This window comes from Bradyrhizobium mercantei (genome assembly GCF_001982635.1).
Taxonomy (GTDB): Bacteria; Pseudomonadota; Alphaproteobacteria; order Rhizobiales; family Xanthobacteraceae; genus Bradyrhizobium; species Bradyrhizobium mercantei.
Genome location: NZ_MKFI01000001.1, coordinates 793826 through 808626, shown reverse-complemented (window position 1 = coordinate 808626; position 14801 = coordinate 793826). Strand labels below are relative to the sequence as shown.

Here is a 14801-nt window from a genome sequence, read left to right as displayed (position 1 = left end):
TTTCGCCAGGACGACGGCTGCGAACATGGACTCATCCGGGCTATCGGCCGGGATGGTCAACCCGCCACGGCCGACATATCGTGGCGGTCAGCGGCCGAATCTGAGGCGGATCGTTCATCGCCGGGTCATCTATTTCAGGCCATCGTCAGCGCCGCGCCCGCAAGGGGCGGCGGCACATTGCGCAGGAGGTTTCGGATGATCAGGGGCTGGCAGGTTGCGACGTCGGCGCTCGCCATCGTCGTGATGGTTGCAACGCTGGGTGCCGAGGCGAAAGCGGCGCAGTGCGGCAACGGGCCTGGCGGGTTCGAAGCCTGGAAGGAGCAATTCGCCGGTGAGGCGAGGGCCAAGGGCGTCGGTGCCACCGCGATCGACGCGCTGATGCAGACGCATTACGCCAGCGCGACGATCGCCGCCGATCGCGGCCAGCGCAGCTTCGGCCTGTCGCTCGAGCAGTTCATGGCCAAGCGCGGATCTGCGACCATCGTGGCGCGCGGCCGTTCGCTGAAGCAGTCGCAGGCGGCGATGTTCGCCTCGATCCAGCAGCGCTACGGCGTGCCGCCGGGACCGCTGATCGCGATCTGGGGGATGGAGAGCGGTTTTGGCAGCCAGCGCGGCAACCAGAACATGCTGTCGTCGATCGCGACCCTTGCCTATGACTGCCGCCGTCCGGATTTCTTCACCGACCAGCTCTATGCGGCGCTGAAGCTGATCGACCGCGGCACCTTGTCCGGCAGCACGCGCGGCTCGATGCATGGTGAGATCGGCCAGACCCAGTTCATGCCGAAGAACGTGCTCAACTATGGCACCGGCAATCTCGATGTCGCGGCCAATGCGCTGAGCTCGACGGCGAACTTCCTGCGCGCCCATGGCTGGCGCGCCGGCGCCGGATATCAGCCCGGGGAACCCAACTTCGCCGCGATCGAGGCATGGAACGCCGCCGGGGTCTATCAGAAGGCGATCGCCATCATGGGACGGCAGATCGACGGCCAATGAGCGCAGAGCCGGGTTCCTTCACCGCCCGTTAACGCAACGATGCCCAGATCGTTTGCGGTAAAACGGAGCAGATGGAGACAGGCTCCATGCTCAAGAACGGCACCTATGCGGCATGGTTTCGAACGTCGCTCGCCAACGGCACCGGCATCGTGCACGTCGCCGACGGCAGGCTGTGGGGCAGCGACGCGGTCATGCTCTACAGCGGCACCTATGAAGTCGACGGCGAGCGCTTCTCCGCGGTTCTCACCACCAGGCGGCACTCCAACGAAGGCTCAACCGTGTTCGGCACCGACGATCTCGTGGTGCGGCTCGAGGGTGCCTGGAGCGGGCCGATCGCGGTCTGCAAGGGCAGGGCCGATGCGGTGCCCGACCTCGCTTTCGAAGTGACCCTGATGCCGAGCAACGACGTGCCGCCCGAGCCGCCGCCGGATCTGCCGCTGCCGAAGTTCAACCCGAGCAAGCTGCCGAAGCTGCCGAAACGTTCCAGCCGCTAAACAACTTTCCAAAGCACGATGAGATTAGGTTGGATCGTCATCGCGCCTCGGCTCAGTCTTGAGCATGATCTCCGCGCCAACGCGTTCCGCGTTTTCCGGATCCTACGCGTCGCGCGGGCCTGCGGTTTCCGGAAACGGCGCGCCGGGGATGTAGAGCTTCAGCGCGCGGATCTCGTAGACCGCCGACGGGTTGACGCTGCGCAAGTCCCGCGCCGCCGCGATCGCATCGGCTTCATTGGCGCAATCGATCACGTAGAAGCCGAGCAGCTGCTCCTTGGTCTCCGAAAACGGGCCGTCGATCACCATGCCGTGGCCGGGCCCGCGCAGGGTGCTGGCCTTGCGGGTGTCGCCGAGCCGTGCAGCCGGGCCGAGCCGGCCCTTCAGCCGTTGATGGACTTCGCGCAGGCCGGTCATCACGGCTGCGTCCTCTTCGGCGTTCCACGATTTGACCTCGGCTTCGACGTGATAGGCGAGGATGGCATAAAGCATCTCGTGAGCTCCCTGTTTTTGATGCGGCAGGCCCAAGGACGTCTGAAAGCCGCCCACGCCGACATTTCTGATGTAGCGGACCGGGCCGTATTTGGGGGTGCGACAAGGTATCCCGCAGGCTCGCATGGCGGCGGCGAATCGCGCGGTACAACCCGCAAAAAAGGCGCGGCGGAATCGCTTCCGCCGCGCCCCCGATTTTGATGTCTCGCTGGTCCAGGGCTGAGAGCGCCCCGATGCCAGGCTGATTACTCAGCGCCTAGCGGGCGATCCCAGCGAGGTGACAGCGCTTGAGACAAGACACTAGATCACCTCCTTTCTTTGTTGATGGGACTGAGAATATAGGCAGGGAATCCGCGCCTGTTAAGGGCACCGGCTGGCCGGTCCGGGCGCGGAACGGGCGGATTGTGCAGAAATAAAGGCTGTTTGCACGGCGCGACCAGGTCAGCCGCGACAGTTGAGGCCGCCGCCCGGCCGTGTTAGGTGATCCCCGACGCGGGTGTAGCTCAATGGTAGAGCAGCAGCCTTCCAAGCTGAATACGAGGGTTCGATTCCCTTCACCCGCTCCATCCCCGAAATATATTCATGAGTGATCCCCGCTAATTATTGAATTTACGGATGGAATCCGTATTTTTGCCAGAAAGAACGTCCAACATTTCGTCCAACAAAACGTCCAACAGACGATGCGAAATGCCTGATTTTTTGACCAGACGAAACGGCACCTGGCACTTCGCTCGTCGAGTCCCGATTGAGTTTTCGCACCTCGATCGGCGGGGCGTTATTCGGCATTCAACAAAGATTCGGATTGCATCGGACCGCGCAGCGGTTCGTGCGTCACGCGTCGCCGAAAAATTCAATGCCAGTCTTGAGCAACACTGGCGCGCGCTTGCGGATTCAGATTCCCGCAAAGTGGTGAACAGCTACGACGAGGCGAGAAAGCGCGCGCGCCTCCTTGGGTTCGACTACATCGAGAATGCACAATTAGTGTCCGCGCCAGCCGCCGACCGGCTCGAGCGTCTCGAAACGCTCGTTGCCAAGGACCTCGTGAATGACCAAGGCGCAAGAGAAGCAGTCCTCGGCCTAAAAAAGAAGCCTGTCTTCAAAGTCTCTAAGATCTTCGAGGAGTACGAGGCGGAAACGAAAGACCAGGTCCTAGATCTCTCGCCGGATCAACTCAGGATTTGGCGCAATGCCCGGAAACGCGTGGTCAAGAGCTTCACCGGCGTTGTTGGCGACAAGCTTGTCACCGACCTCACCATCGATGACGCGATCGATTTCCGCAACTATTGGCGGGATCGAATTGTACAAGAGGCGATAGCTGCAAAGAGCGCCAACCGGGAAATTGGTCAGCTGAGCGGTATGATCAAGGAATTGAATGTCCTGCGGCGCTTAGGGCTGCCCGACCTATTCAAGGGCTTGCGTCTGAAGGGTGAGGTTGACAAGGAGCCCACTCCTTACGAGACCAAGTTTATCCAAAATCGCCTCCTGGCTGACGGGGTGTTGGATGGCTTGAACGAGGACGCGCGCTACATCATTTACGTTATCGCGGATACAGGACTTCGGCCTTCTGAAGTTGTGAATCTCAACAAGAAGACGATCCACCTCAATACTAAGATCCCATACGTCAGCGTACTCCCAGATGGTCGGCGACTAAAGACGGACGACAGCTTGCGCCAAGTGCCGCTCGTTGGTGCGGCACTCGCAGCCTTAAAATTGAGACCGGATGGTTTTCCCAGATATCAGGATAATTCCTCTACCTTTTCCGCGACGGCCAACAAGTTTTTGCTTGAAAACGGACTGCGTCCGACTGAGGACCATACTGTCTACTCGCTTAGGCATAGTTTCAAAGATCGGTTGATTGCGGCCGAAGCCCAAGACAGCCTAATCGACAGTCTGATGGGCCATGACACCAACAAGCCTAAATACGGCAAGGGACCTTCTCTGGAATTGAAGCGCAAATACCTTCAGCGGATTGCTTTCAAGCCACCACCTTCGTTGAGGTAGCTCTCCAAACGCTGGCGCGCCCGATATTTGATAGCTTCTTTTGTTTTCAAATCGGCGAGTTCAGCCTCGAATTTTTCGTACATCGGCACGTGCACGTCGCCGTCGAGCTCGATGAAATAAGCAAGTAGCACAAGTGCTCGTTCCAGCCGCTCGATTGTGACCGGGAGTCGGTCCGCCAGGTTCGCCATCGCCACTGTACTTTTGTGGTCTCAAACCTGAGACCGCCAAACAATCCGTTCGGGCGATGAAGATCATTTTCGTTGCGAGTTGAAGGTTTCAAAGGTTGACATCGAAGAATTGGATAGAATGTCGCAAGCTGGGCGCAAGGCCGCGCTTGAAAACCAATGGCGGAACTTTTTCGGGGCGCGGGATGCAAGCATCCGTGCGGAGGCTCCGTACGAGGGGCACCATTCAAAAATCAAAATGAAAAAACATGGGGAGACGTGGGGACGCCGCGCGGACTTGCCTTGTGCTTGCACCGCGCGGGACGAGTGTCTCCTCTCGAAAGAAATGCGCGCGATAGCGCGGGGCACGGCGATCGTTACCCGAAGGGCCGATACGACGAAGGCGGCTAGGTGAGCGAAGCGAATAGAGCCCGTTTCCGCCGCAGCGCAGCGCAGGCGGATGCCCGCAAATCTCCGGTGATCGGATGAATCAATTTATGGATGTGATGACCTTTCGGACACGCTTAAAGAATGACAGATTTAGAGGATTCGATTTATCGTATTAGCCCTGCGGGTGACCGATGTCGTTGCCGCCGCTCTATAAGTATCTCAGCGTCCAAGGCGCCAAGCTGACGCTCGGGAACCAATGCTTTCGGTTCGCCAAGCCGTCTGAGTATGACGACCTTGAGGACATGACGGTACAGAGCCTCTTTCCGGACAAGCTGGAAAAGGCGCTGGCAACCATGCCGGACGGGTTCGTGGATGCCGTCATGGCGAACCTGTACGCACCCCCGACCTGTCCTCCGGGACAACGGCCGACCGTGGTGAAGCTGCAAACGATATTCCGACAAAAGCCAGAGCTGAGTCCGATCGTTGCCGCGGGGCTAAAAGAAGATCCGGAGAAGGCCGGGCTTGGCGTTGAAGCCTGGAAGACGCGGTCTGAAGCATTCGTGAAGGAGACGAATGGGTTCATGCAGAACTATCGGGTGTTCTGCGTGACGACCGACAAGACCTCCGAACGCATGTGGAAGGAGTATGCCCAGGAAACCGACGAAGAAGTCAGTCAGTCTGCGCTCGATACCGCCTACAGCAACGCGTTGAATGCGATTTATTCGGCGAGGAAGAGCGAAACGCAGGCGAATGCGGCGACGTCCTTCGACGATATTGTGGCCGCGCGAAACATCGACGTGCTCGATATGGCGGACGAGATGGATATCGCGCGCGGCGTGCTGGCCGATCTGTTCGACGGCGCCATGCTGCGTCCAGCCCGAAAACGGCTCAAGGATGCCGTCTGCGAAATGCTTAAGATCACGAGCGCCATGTTCGATGGCGCGCATGATCTGGCATTGAACAACCCGCGGTTTGGCCACGCCAAGGCAACGGGCGCGCCGGTGATGCGCGCACGGCCATGCGACGAGATTATTCGGGACAGTCCCATGACACCAGAGCGAGTACGCTATTGGCTAGAAGAGGTCTGACCTGTGGACACCTGGATTGACATCCGCCGGAAGGCTCGTGCCTGCCACGCAAAAGCGCTGGCGGCAACGGGCGGCGACCGCCGCGCCGCAACAATCATCGCAGCCGTTCTGAAGGCAGATCGTCTCAAGGTAGAGCCGCACGATTTTCCGGCAGATACGCTTGGCTCCCTGAACCGAAAATTTCGCCTCGTGCGGGTCAAGAAAGGCCTGGCGCCAGAGGACGAACTCGTCGTGGTCGCGCACGAGATCGGCCACTTTCACATGCACCACGATCCGCACAACGAGGTAACGGTGCGCCCCGATGGTCTCGGTGGCGATCCGGTCGACAGTGGCGCCGGCAAGGTCGAGGGGTACTCACCAAGCGAACGGAAGGAAGTTCAGGCCGACATTTTCGCAGGCGAATTGCTGTGCCCCGGCGATTGGCTTCGCGATGAGTTTGTTCTACGCAACCGGCGCCCGGCGGAGATTGCCGGTGACCTAGGGATTCCGGTTTCGTTGGTGCTGAACCAGATGGTGCGCGCCGTGCTGCTTGCGCCGATCGGCCCCACGCCCGAGGTACCGCCTGACACCGTCCATGATCTTGACGAAAGTCAACAAGCCGCCGTGATGTGGGAAGGGGAGCCGTTGCTGGTCGAAGCGGGCCCCGGCACCGGCAAGACGCGGACGCTGGTCCGCCGTATCCAGCGCAAGCTGGATGAGAAGTCGGCGCCGGCATCGTTCCTGGCGCTGCGCGGATCGGCAACCACCGCATGGCGGCGACCTGGACGCCAACGCGGGGTACCGGAAAGGCAGTGAGTGTTACGTCGGCACCAACTCTGTCGGCTGAAGGTGAAGCGATACGCGGCAAGATCGAAGAGTTAAGAGCCGCCGGAATCCCCTATGCGGAGCAAGCGATCCTGGCGCGTTCGCACCTCACCCTTGGGCGGATAACAGGAATTCTTGAACAACTGGGTGTGCCCCTTCTCTATCTCGGCGATCTCTTCGAACGTTCCGAGGTGCGCGATCTCTTGTCGCTGGCCAGTATCGATGCCGAGCTCGGCGGTATCGGCCTCGTGCGCGTAGCAGCACTACCCGACTATGCTGTGACGAAGGCCGACGTTCTGACGCTGCTTGCGTGGGCACGCGAGAACAAGGAGGCGTACTTTGAATGTCTGAAGCGGGCCGACGAGATCGAGGGGCTCTCCGATGCCGGCCGGGCTGGCTTCAAAAAACTTGGCGGCGAACTTGACGGGCTTCAGCGGGCGTCGCCCTGGGTTCTGCTCACGACGTGGCTGTTCGAGCGGAGCGGCTATCCGCCGCCTATCGAAGCGGTGGCCTTGCGGGCGTCGCGGACGCCGGAAGCTCGGCTGCAATGAGTCCGTTGCGTCGCGCAGCGGCCGCGTTCGGCGGCGGCGGGCAAGCGGGCGAGGAGACCGCGAGCACTCCGGCTGAAGGTCAGCCCGATTGGGCGCGCCGCATAAAGCGTGCCCAGACCATTCGGCATGGAGCGTCGGCAGCCGGTCACGCGGTCCGCTCAGGCGATCATGGTGGCAGCGGCTCCTCCGTCGATTTGTCCGAAGGAGAGCGCTGACATGCGGCCACTGGCTTTCGCCACGGGCAGCGCGGCATCACCTCGCACCCATGCACCGTACGACTTGAAACCGATCACTTCATCTTAGGGGCAATGATAGATGTTCAAACGACCTTCCGTTCATTACGGGCGCATGCCCGAGCCGATTACGCCTTATCAAAAGGCAGCGCAGGTTTGGGACGAACGCATCGGATCGGCCCGCGTGCAAGCCAAGAACTGGCGCCTGATGGCGTTCGGTTGCTTGATGTTGTCCGCCGGCCTCGCCGGAGGCCTTGTCTGGCATTCGAGCCAGGGATCGATCACGCCATGGGTGGTCGAAGTCGATCATCTCGGCCAAGCCCAAAGGGTTGCGCCGGCCAACTTCGAATATCAGCCCACTGACGCCCAGATCGCCTACCATCTGGCTCGTTTCATCGAGGATGTCAGAGGGCTGCCGGCTGACGGAATCGTTCTGCGCCAGAACTGGCTTCGGGCCTATGATTTTACGACCGATCGCGGCGCCGCCGCGCTTAATGACTACGCGCGCAATAATGACCCCTTTGCCAAGTTAGGCAAGGCGCAGATCTCAGTCGACGTCTCGAGCGTCATTCGCGCGTCTTCAGAAAGCTTTCGGGTCGCATGGACCCAGCGCACTTACGACAACGGATCGTTGAGCTCGATCGAACGATGGACTGCAATTCTTACAATCACGATCGAGACGCCGCGCGATGCCGAACGCCTCCGCAAGAATCCCCTTGGGGTCTACGTCCGCGCCATCAACTGGTCAAAGGAGTTGAGTCAGTGACCAAGACGTTGTCCGACGTTCATTTGAAACGTCCCATTCCGAACGGCAAGCTCAATTCGACTTGGTCCGAGTTCGTGACCGCGAAGCGAGCGGTTCTGTCTGCTCTTCTGCTTTGTTCAACGGCGCTCGGTGGGTGCGCAACCTATATTCCGCCGGAGATCAGCTATGACGCCGAAGCCCCTCCGTTGCCGGCGCCTCCGACGCCTCTCGACGACAGGTTGCGACCGCTTCACGTTCCGCCGCTCTGGAAACCGGCACTCGGCGGCAAGCCGGGAGGGAAGGAAGACGCTGAGCCCGTGAGCCGGGTTGAGACGGCGAACAGCGCTGCCCGCGTCGAACCGCGCAAGCGGGGATATTTTAACGCAGCTCAGATCTACGCCTATAGCCCAGGGGCGCTGTACCAGGTTTACGCCGCACCGGGGCAGATCACGGATATCGCGCTCGAGGAAGGAGAGCAGTTGACGGGATCAGGGCCAATCGCGGCCGGCGACACCGTGCGCTGGGTCGTAGGCGATACCGAGAGTGGGAGCGGCGACACGCGACGCGTCCATATCTTGGTCAAGCCAACCCGCGCATCGATCGAGACCAATCTCGTCGTCAATACCGACCGGCGCACCTACCTGATTGAGCTCCGCTCCCGGGAGCGGCCATACATGCCATCCGTTGCCTGGTACTATCCGGAAACAGTGCGCGAACGATCGCACTTAGTTGCTCTGAGACCCGTTTTTCCGGATCCCGCGCAGCGTATCTCTCGTTACGCGATCGAAGGGGATAGCCCACCTTGGCGGCCGCTTGCCGTGTATGACGATGGCCGCAAGGTCTATGTCGAATTCCCTCAAGGTATCGTGCAAGGTGAGATGCCTCCGCTTTTCGTCATCGGTCCAGACGGCAAGACCGAACTTGTCAATTATCGCGCCCATGGCAACGTGCTGATCGTTGATCGGCTCTTTGCAGCAGCCGAACTCCGGCTCGGCGGTGAGCATCAGCAGAAGGTTAGGCTTGTCAGGACTGACGGGAGGCCGTCGTCGTGAATACCCAGAATGGAAATGATCACGAGCAGGCGATTCAGCCGCAAACACCAAGCGAGGAGTCCGGGAGCTTCCGGTTAAGAGCGGAGCATCCGCGCGTGACACGGCTGTCGCGGAAGGTCTTGGCCGGAGGGAGCGCGGTTGCATTGCTCGCTATCAGCGTAGCCGTGTTGTGGTCGCTGCAGAACAATCGTTCTAGAAGCGGGGCGGTCGATGAGCTTTACAGCACCGACCATCACAACGTTGCCGACGGCATTGCGGCGCTGCCGAAGGACTATAGTGGGCTTCCACGCCAAACGGTCCCTCAGCTTGGCCCGCCGCTTCCTGGCGACCTCGGTCGACCGATCCTTGCAGCACAGGGCCAGTCGCCGACCGTCGGCGCTGATCCGGACCAGCAGCGCCGGGACCAGGAGACCGAAGCTGCCCGTGTCAGCCATTTGTTTGCTTCGAGCAACGGGAGAGAAGTGGGTCCGCCTGCTGCCGTGGCTCTGGGGACCGATCGCGTCGTGCCGTCGAGCCCAACGAGCACGAGCGACGATGGATCTATGCAGAACGGTCAGGACAAGAAGCTCGCCTTCGTCAATGCATCCGTGGATCGCCGTACGGTAAGTCCTGACCGCATCGCCAAGCCGGCCTCACCGTATCTCGTACAAGCCGGCTCGGTCATTCCAGGAGCCCTTATCACCGGGATACGGTCGGACCTTCCAGGACAAATCACAGCGCAGGTCACCGAGAATGTATATGATACTCCCACGGGACGGTTCTTGCTCGTGCCTCAAGGAGCCCGGCTGATCGGCATCTACGACAGCCAGGTTACCTTCGGCCAGTCACGTGTGTTGCTTGTCTGGACACGGCTGATCATGCCCAACGGTCGCTCGATCGTACTTGAGCGACAGCTTGGTGCGGACAGCGCGGGTTACGCTGGACTCGAAGACCAGGTAGACAATCATTGGGGTGAGCTATTCAAAGCTGCCGCGCTCTCGACCTTTTTGGCAGTTGGCACGGAATTGGGCGAGGGCTCGGACACCGATAGCAACAACAGCGCAATCATTCAGGCGTTGCGCCACGGTGCCGCCGACTCGCTGAACCAAACCGGCCAGCAGGTGGTTCGGCGTAGTCTCAACATCCAGCCGACATTGACCATCCGGCCAGGTTTTCCGGTTCGCGTCATTGTCAACCGCGATCTCCGCCTAGAGCCATACAGAGGATGACGCCCAGTGGCAAAACTCAGAATCTCAGGTATCCCCAGCGATAAGCCCGTCAGAGTCACTGCCGAACTACCCGCAACTGTCCATCGCGACCTCCTTGCCTACGCAGAGGCATTGGCACATGAGACCGGTCAGCCCGTTGATCCACCCAAACTGATCGCGCCGATGCTGGCGCGCTTCATGGCCACCGACCGCGGATTCGCGAAGCTGAGACGTCCATCTCAGTCGCGCGACGTGAGTGTCGGGTAGCGTTCAGTCAACAAGTCCAAAAAATTGAGTAGCACCGGGTTCTCGTTGTCAACTCTCCAATGAGCGTAGAAGTCTATTCGGCTTGGCCCAGTTCCGTCTCGTAGTTCTCGGTAGACTAGCCCAGCAAAGCTCGCTCCGACGTCTGATTCCATGGCGAGACCGGCTCCCATGCCCATACTGACCAGACTCTTGATAATGCCTCGACTGACGTCATGTCGCTCGATCTTTGGACGGTCCTCAGGAAGCGCGAGCTTCGATGTCAAAAGGTCCTCCAGTTCGCGGCCGGGGTCGTATTGGCTTAGGAGGACAGTCTCGTTGCGAAGGTCCGTCCAGAAGACAGTTTCGCGCGCTGCCAATATGTGATCTTCAGGTATTGAAATCATAACGCGCTCACTCCAGAGCAGAAGGTTCCGGCAGTCATCTGATAACAAGCGTCCGGGAGTGATGACTACGTCGAGCGCCCCGCTACGAAGAGCGCTGACAAGGCGAATACGAGAGCGTTCCACTGTTGCCAATTCGACTTGCGGAAACCGTTTCTTGAAGTCCATCAAACTGGCGCGCAAGTTCCCAGCTGACATTGACGTGCAAAAGCCAGCAGCGAGACGGCCCTCCTCGCCGCGGCCGCTCGTCCGTCCCATTACGACCAAAGTATCGACTTGCTCGAGGATCATTCGTGAGAGCCGCAGGATGCGTCGCCCAGCAGCAGTCGGCGCAACCCCGCCGGTGGAGCGCTCAAACAAAGCCACCCCCAGCAGGTGTTCAAATTGCTTGATGGAGCGGCTTAACACGGAATGACGAACGGCCAGAAGTTCAGCGGCTTGGCGAAAACTTCCGCAATCGGCAGCAGCAACTGCCGACCTTAGGTGATGTAAGCCGATACTGGCTGATTGAACAATGTTGGCCATATCCTGGCATGTGTCGTGTTCGGCCGCGAACGATCTAAGCGGCTTTCCTTGCGCCCCGCGGCGTGCTCAGCGACGTCCTTGCGCGTGAACGTCGAGCGATGGTCTGTTGGATCAGCGTAGGGGATTATCGGAATGGCTGAGGGGGGCGCGTTCGACCCTTGCAATATCCTCGAAGCGGGGCACCAAGATCAGGTTCGCCGCCTTAATGAAGACTTGCCGGCGCGATGTCTCGGACACATTGAAGTTGGAATCCGGATCCTCGAGCAGATCGTGTGCGATGTTGTTGAGTGTGGGTACGGTGCTCGCTACCTTCTCCTCCCTCGATGATTGCGTTTGGTGAAGGTTATTGTAGGCAGGTCGACAGCACAATTGGATGGACTAGATATTCTCTATCGGAGTATCGCATGACTTCACCTAAATTTGCGCGGCAATCCCATGTGTGAGCACCGTTGCCATGAATTCGCCCCTTGACCCCATCGACGTCCGCGCCCTGCGAATATTAGTCGTAGTGTACGATCTCGAATCGTTTTCGGCTGCGGCGGATCGCCTGGAGGTTAACCAATCGACGATTAGTTATACGATCGAGCGATTGCGAAAGGCCTTCCAGGATCCGCTCTTCGTGCGTCAGGGAAACGGCGTCACGCCCACTCAACGTTGCGACGGCTTGGTGCAATGGGCGAGGGGAATGATCGCGGAGTTCGAGGGCCTTGCATCTCCCGTTGAATTCGAGCCAACCATCGCCGCCGGCTCGGTAACGATCTCCTGTAACCATCACGAGCGACAGACGATGATGCCCCGGTTCATGGCGCAGCTCCGTGCCGCGGCTCCGAAGGTGAAGCTAGTGCTCCTCGAGGCGGCGGGACATGGGGAAGCACAACTCAGACAGAACTTGTGCGATATCGTCATCGGTCCGATCGGCATCGTCGGCGAGGACCACTTTCGAAGACACATCCTTACCGATGAATATGTGTGCGTCATGGACCCGAGCAACCCGCTTACCCGGCGACGAATGTCTCTTTCGGCCTATTGCAAAGCCGAGCATGTCTTTGTCACGTACAATGGAGAATGGCGACCTCTATACATAGAGGCGCTGAAAGCCAAAGGGGTCGAACTACAGCCGGCCGTCACTCTGCCAACTCACGATTGCCTCGAGCGTATAATCCCCGGCAGTACTCTGATCGCTTCCATCCCGCACCAATTGGCTCGGACATTTCGAGGCGGGCTGCGTGTCCAGCCCCTTCCGTTCAAAGTGCCGATCAGCATCGACATGTACTGGAGCGCAAGAACGGCGCGATCAGGGTTGCACAAATGGGCGCGGAATCTACTCGCCGAAGTGGCAAGAGCGAGCGCCGCCTGAGTTTCCGAGCCTCCATCCTTGAGCATTCGGCCGCGGAGCAAGTTTCCGTTAGGCCGCATCCGCCTTTGCCGCCGAGGTCGTGAAGTCGAATTCATAATTCAGATGGAAATAGTGCTTTCGATCGCGTGACCGTCCGGAGTGGGGTCGGTTTTGGCTGGAGTACGAACTCACGGATCAAGCTATCCTTGAGGCCGAATACCACATTCGGAGCCGAGGTGTTTGTCGCGGGCAACGAACACGACGCATTGGGGCATGCGGGCAGCAATACTCGTTGCTGACAAAATGATCATTCTCGAATATCGCGGGGAGGCGTTGCAATTTGGGGGCGCCGCAGCGGAATCCGCGTATTGCGGCGCTCGATCGTAAGCTCGCGGAGCGCGACTTCGATCCCGAAGTCGCTGCGTCATCAAAGTCGGGCGCCAAGGGCGCTAGAAGGAGTCAAGCTTTGCGCGACGATCGATAATCCGAATGCCAGGGATTATCATAATCGATTTTACTTACTTCACGGCGCCACAGTATAGATTCGATCAAGTCTTCTGCTTGGTGAGTTGCCGACCAACGAAATGGCAACCGCAGCACCGGCCTATCGGTTCGGGCACAAGCCGAAGTCCTACAAAAATATGTCGTGGGGGAGGTCTATCGTGGTTACTAGACGCTCATTGCTCAGTTTCGCGTTAGTCAGTGCGGCCCAATTGCGCACCGCAGCAGCGCAGTCGTCATTGAAATCATCGGCTTCAGACTCAAGTGAGTTGACTGGCAAGATCTTTCTCAGGGGTGACACTGAATATGAACCCCTACGTCAAGCCGCAACCTGGAATGCACGTAAGCCAAATCGCTTCCCTACCGCTATCGTTCTTCCTGAGAATGAAAGAGACGTGATTGCTGCTGTGAAAATGGCCAAGTCACGCGGATGGCAAGTCACCACGCGCTCGGGCGGCCATAGCTTCACAGGCTCACATACTCGGGACAATGCGGTTCAAATCAACCTGGCTCGGATGAAGGAGCTCTCAGTCGATGCTGAGGCCCGCGTTGCTTCGGTGAGTCCGGGGTGGAAATGCGGACCATTCAATAATGTGCTTCGCGAGAAGCACGGCCTGATGTTTCCTGTCGCACATGGCTTCGACGTTGGGTTGGGGGGATTCGTCTTGTGCGGCGGACATGGCTGGAACAGCGCTGTTCTGGGACTAGGGTGTGAGAACCTTAGGGGGCTTGATGTGGTTACCGCAGATGGCGAATTGATTCACGCGGACGAAAAGCAAAATAGCGAATTTCTGTGGGCCGCGCGTGGCGCAGGCCCCGGCTTCTTCGGAGTCGCTGTCCGCTATTACCTGGACATACACCCGCAGCCTACTTACGTAAGGCTAAATCAGTACGTATTCCCATTAGATGTTGCTGACGACGCCGCGGCGTGGGTCGATAGTACGCGATTTCCGGCATTTATGGAGCCTGTCGTCGCATACGTCATCGGCAAAGACGGCAAGCCGGTGTTTGCAGTCATCGTTGTTTCGTTCGCTTCATCTCAAGACGAAGCGAACGCGGCGTCGGCGATCATGAGCGCCTGCCCAATCGCTAACAAAGCGATGGTGAAGACCGTGGATGCGCCAGCGATCATCCCCGCCAAAAGCGAAGCAGAGGATGCTTTCATCGTTCCGACTGGCGGGCGATTCACAGTCGATGGTGCATACTCTAATGCCAGTCTGGCAAAGATGGTCTCGCTCTTGCGCGAGGAGATGGCATCACCGCCGACACCCTACTGCAACTTCGCAATAGGTCGCTGGAAGCCCATCGGAAAGGTCAAGGACATGGCTTATTCGATCTCGGGTCAGCACTATTTCTCGGCTATGGGTGTTAGTTATGATCCCGCGGATGATGAACGCTGTGCTGCTTGGCTGGAGAGGATGATCAAGAAGATGACACCCATAGCCACTGGTGCGCAGATGAATGACGAGAATATGCCCGTCAACAAGTTGCCCTATCTTTCACAGGAAGTATCCGCGCGGTTGGAGGCCTTACGAGCCAAATACGATCCGGATCGGCGATTTGCATCATTTTTGAAGTGAATCTGGCGGCGCACTACGCGA

Annotated in this window: 15 protein-coding genes and 1 tRNA gene; 13 read left to right on the top strand and 3 right to left on the bottom strand. The window is 59.1% G+C overall.

What is annotated here, in order from left to right; all coding sequences use genetic code 11:
* The first annotated feature begins 195 nt into the window (after nucleotides 1–195).
* Together BI327_RS03945 and BI327_RS03940 are read left to right on the top strand one after the other, a co-directional pair.
* Nucleotides 196–993 carry a lytic murein transglycosylase gene (locus tag BI327_RS03945; protein WP_076858448.1) on the top strand — a complete coding sequence of 266 codons (798 nt, stop codon included), beginning with the start codon at nucleotides 196–198 and terminating at the stop codon, nucleotides 991–993.
* 86 nt (nucleotides 994–1079) lie between these two features.
* Nucleotides 1080–1487 carry a hypothetical protein gene (locus BI327_RS03940; RefSeq protein WP_076859180.1) on the top strand — a complete coding sequence of 136 codons (408 nt, stop codon included), beginning with the start codon at nucleotides 1080–1082 and terminating at the stop codon, nucleotides 1485–1487.
* Nucleotides 1488–1589: 102 nt separating this feature from the next.
* Here the strand turns inward: BI327_RS03940 and BI327_RS03935 are convergent, their stop codons facing one another.
* Nucleotides 1590–1976 (bottom strand): YciI family protein, encoded by a 387-nt coding sequence (locus BI327_RS03935; RefSeq protein ID WP_076858447.1) that lies wholly within the window; start codon nucleotides 1974–1976, stop codon nucleotides 1590–1592.
* 492 nt (nucleotides 1977–2468) lie between these two features.
* Between BI327_RS03935 and BI327_RS03930 the strand changes: the two genes are divergently transcribed.
* Nucleotides 2469–2542, top strand: a tRNA-Gly gene (locus BI327_RS03930).
* Nucleotides 2543–2663: 121 nt separating this feature from the next.
* Nucleotides 2664–3977: a tyrosine-type recombinase/integrase gene (locus tag BI327_RS03925; RefSeq protein WP_076858446.1), complete on the top strand. Its 1314-nt coding sequence runs from the start codon at nucleotides 2664–2666 to the stop codon at nucleotides 3975–3977.
* Here the strand turns inward: BI327_RS03925 and BI327_RS03920 are convergent.
* Nucleotides 3938–4165 carry a hypothetical protein gene (locus tag BI327_RS03920; RefSeq protein WP_076858445.1) on the bottom strand — a complete coding sequence of 76 codons (228 nt, stop codon included), beginning with the start codon at nucleotides 4163–4165 and terminating at the stop codon, nucleotides 3938–3940. The genes BI327_RS03925 and BI327_RS03920 overlap by 40 nt on opposite strands.
* 557 nt (nucleotides 4166–4722) lie before the next feature.
* Here BI327_RS03920 and BI327_RS42870 point away from each other — a divergent pair.
* From BI327_RS42870 to BI327_RS03875, 7 genes are all read left to right on the top strand, one after another.
* A complete protein-coding gene (locus tag BI327_RS42870; RefSeq protein WP_076858443.1) occupies nucleotides 4723–5619 on the top strand; it encodes a hypothetical protein in 897 nt (298 codons plus the stop codon).
* A 3-nt stretch (nucleotides 5620–5622) separates the two neighbouring features.
* Entirely contained in the window at nucleotides 5623–6414 is a 792-nt protein-coding gene (locus BI327_RS03905; protein WP_076858442.1) for an ImmA/IrrE family metallo-endopeptidase, read from the top strand.
* On the top strand, nucleotides 6411–6974 hold the full coding sequence (locus BI327_RS42865; RefSeq protein WP_174683024.1) for a hypothetical protein: 564 nt from the start codon (nucleotides 6411–6413) through the stop codon (nucleotides 6972–6974). Before BI327_RS03905 ends, BI327_RS42865 begins: the two co-directional genes overlap by 4 nt.
* Nucleotides 6975–7289: 315 nt before the next feature.
* Entirely contained in the window at nucleotides 7290–7973 is a 684-nt protein-coding gene (trbF, locus tag BI327_RS03890; protein ID WP_076858441.1) for a conjugal transfer protein TrbF, read from the top strand.
* Nucleotides 7970–9004: a P-type conjugative transfer protein TrbG gene (gene trbG, locus BI327_RS03885; RefSeq protein WP_076858440.1), complete on the top strand. Its 1035-nt coding sequence runs from the start codon at nucleotides 7970–7972 to the stop codon at nucleotides 9002–9004. The genes trbF and trbG overlap by 4 nt, the downstream gene beginning before the upstream one ends.
* Entirely contained in the window at nucleotides 9001–10212 is a 1212-nt protein-coding gene (locus tag BI327_RS03880) for a TrbI/VirB10 family protein (protein ID WP_076858439.1), read from the top strand. The genes trbG and BI327_RS03880 overlap by 4 nt, the downstream gene beginning before the upstream one ends.
* 6 nt (nucleotides 10213–10218) lie before the next feature.
* Complete coding sequence (locus tag BI327_RS03875) at nucleotides 10219–10458, top strand: DUF2274 domain-containing protein (protein ID WP_076858438.1); 240 nt, start codon at nucleotides 10219–10221, stop codon at nucleotides 10456–10458.
* On the opposite strand, the gene BI327_RS03870 is transcribed toward BI327_RS03875, so the two are convergent.
* Nucleotides 10431–11363 carry a LysR family transcriptional regulator gene (locus BI327_RS03870; RefSeq protein WP_076858437.1) on the bottom strand — a complete coding sequence of 311 codons (933 nt, stop codon included), beginning with the start codon at nucleotides 11361–11363 and terminating at the stop codon, nucleotides 10431–10433. The genes BI327_RS03875 and BI327_RS03870 overlap by 28 nt on opposite strands.
* Nucleotides 11364–11817: 454 nt before the next feature.
* Here BI327_RS03870 and BI327_RS03860 point away from each other — a divergent pair, with 454 nt between their 5' ends.
* Both BI327_RS03860 and BI327_RS03855 read left to right on the top strand, forming a co-directional pair.
* A complete protein-coding gene (locus BI327_RS03860; RefSeq protein ID WP_076858435.1) occupies nucleotides 11818–12720 on the top strand; it encodes a LysR family transcriptional regulator in 903 nt (300 codons plus the stop codon).
* A gap of 563 nt (nucleotides 12721–13283) precedes the next feature.
* Nucleotides 13284–14780 (top strand): FAD-binding oxidoreductase, encoded by a 1497-nt coding sequence (locus BI327_RS03855; protein ID WP_083741915.1) that lies wholly within the window; start codon nucleotides 13284–13286, stop codon nucleotides 14778–14780.
* Nucleotides 14781–14801 lie beyond the last annotated feature (21 nt).

What these genes read in the sequence shown, in the direction of transcription:
- BI327_RS03940 (WP_076859180.1), top strand. Translation starts at nt 1,080, where the DNA reads ATGCTCAAGAACGGCACCTATGCGGCATGGTTTCGAACGTCGCTCGCC.
- BI327_RS03935 (WP_076858447.1), bottom strand. Translation starts at nt 1,976, where the DNA reads ATGCTTTATGCCATCCTCGCCTATCACGTCGAAGCCGAGGTCAAATCG.
- BI327_RS03925 (WP_076858446.1), top strand. Translation starts at nt 2,664, where the DNA reads ATGCCTGATTTTTTGACCAGACGAAACGGCACCTGGCACTTCGCTCGT.
- BI327_RS03860 (WP_076858435.1), top strand. Translation starts at nt 11,818, where the DNA reads ATGAATTCGCCCCTTGACCCCATCGACGTCCGCGCCCTGCGAATATTA.
- trbF (WP_076858441.1), top strand. Translation starts at nt 7,290, where the DNA reads ATGTTCAAACGACCTTCCGTTCATTACGGGCGCATGCCCGAGCCGATT.
- BI327_RS03920 (WP_076858445.1), bottom strand. Translation starts at nt 4,165, where the DNA reads ATGGCGAACCTGGCGGACCGACTCCCGGTCACAATCGAGCGGCTGGAA.
- BI327_RS03855 (WP_083741915.1), top strand. Translation starts at nt 13,284, where the DNA reads ATGGCAACCGCAGCACCGGCCTATCGGTTCGGGCACAAGCCGAAGTCC.
- BI327_RS42870 (WP_076858443.1), top strand. Translation starts at nt 4,723, where the DNA reads ATGTCGTTGCCGCCGCTCTATAAGTATCTCAGCGTCCAAGGCGCCAAG.
- BI327_RS03870 (WP_076858437.1), bottom strand. Translation starts at nt 11,363, where the DNA reads ATGGCCAACATTGTTCAATCAGCCAGTATCGGCTTACATCACCTAAGG.
- BI327_RS03945 (WP_076858448.1), top strand. Translation starts at nt 196, where the DNA reads ATGATCAGGGGCTGGCAGGTTGCGACGTCGGCGCTCGCCATCGTCGTG.